This is a genomic window from Streptococcus sp. 1055 (genome assembly GCF_013276815.1).
Lineage (GTDB): Bacteria > Bacillota > Bacilli > Lactobacillales > Streptococcaceae > Streptococcus > Streptococcus pseudopneumoniae.
This window is the reverse complement of sequence record NZ_VMLT01000168.1, coordinates 1-883: the sequence shown is the minus strand read 5'-3', so window position 1 is coordinate 883 and position 883 is coordinate 1. Positions and strand designations below refer to the sequence as shown.

Genomic DNA, 883 nt, shown 5'->3' with positions numbered 1-883 from the left:
ATTGATGTTTATATCAAGGAATTGCGGAAAAAGCTAGACTTGGATTGTATCCTCACTGTGCGCAATGTTGGTTATAAATTGGAGCGAAAATGAAACGAACAGGTTTATTTGCAAAGATATTTATCTATACCTTCTCGATATTTAGTGTTCTGGTTATCTGCCTTCATTTAGCTATTTATTTTCTTTTTCCTTCGACTTATCTGAGTCATCGTCAGGAAACCATTGGTCAAAAGGCAACAGCCATTGCCCAGTCCCTAGAAGGGAAAGATAGGCAGAGTATCGAGCAAGTGTTAGACTTGTATTCCCAGACTAGTGATATCAAGGGGACCGTCAAAGGTGAGATGACCGAGGACAAGTTAGAAGTCAAGGACGGTCTTCCTCTGGACACAGACCGCCAGACAACTTCCCTCTTTATCGAGGAGCGCGAGGTGACAACGCAAGACGGTGGTACCATGACCCTGCAATTTCTAGCTTCCATGGATTTGCAAAAGGAAGCAGAGCAAATCAGTCTCCAGTTTCTTCCCTATACCTTGCTGGCCTCCTTTCTGATTTCCCTCTTGGTAGCCTACATATATGCTCGGACTATCGTTGCCCCGATTTTGGAAATCAAGCGAGTAACCCGTCGGATGATGGATTTGGATGCCCAAGTGCGATTGCGTGTGGATTCCAAGGATGAGATTGGTAATCTTAAGGAACAAATCAATAGCCTTTACCAGCATCTTTTGACTGTCATTGCAGATTTGCATGACAAGAATGAAGCCATTCTCCAGCTGGAGAAGATGAAGGTCGAATTTTTGCGAGGGGCTTCTCATGAATTGAAAACACCACTGGCTAGCCTCAAAATCCTAATCGAAAATATGAAAGAAAATATTGGTCGTTATAA

General features: G+C 43.0%; 1 protein-coding gene and 1 pseudogene. Both read left to right on the top strand.

Annotated features, from left to right (window positions below; all coding sequences use genetic code 11):
- On the top strand, positions 1 to 93 hold a 93-nt coding region (locus HT699_RS11400; protein WP_172934384.1), incomplete at its 5' end, for a winged helix-turn-helix domain-containing protein.
- Positions 90 to 883 (top strand): annotated as a pseudogene (gene vncS, locus HT699_RS11395) (sensor histidine kinase VncS); the annotation flags it as partial. The gene HT699_RS11400 and the pseudogene vncS, both read left to right, overlap by 4 nt.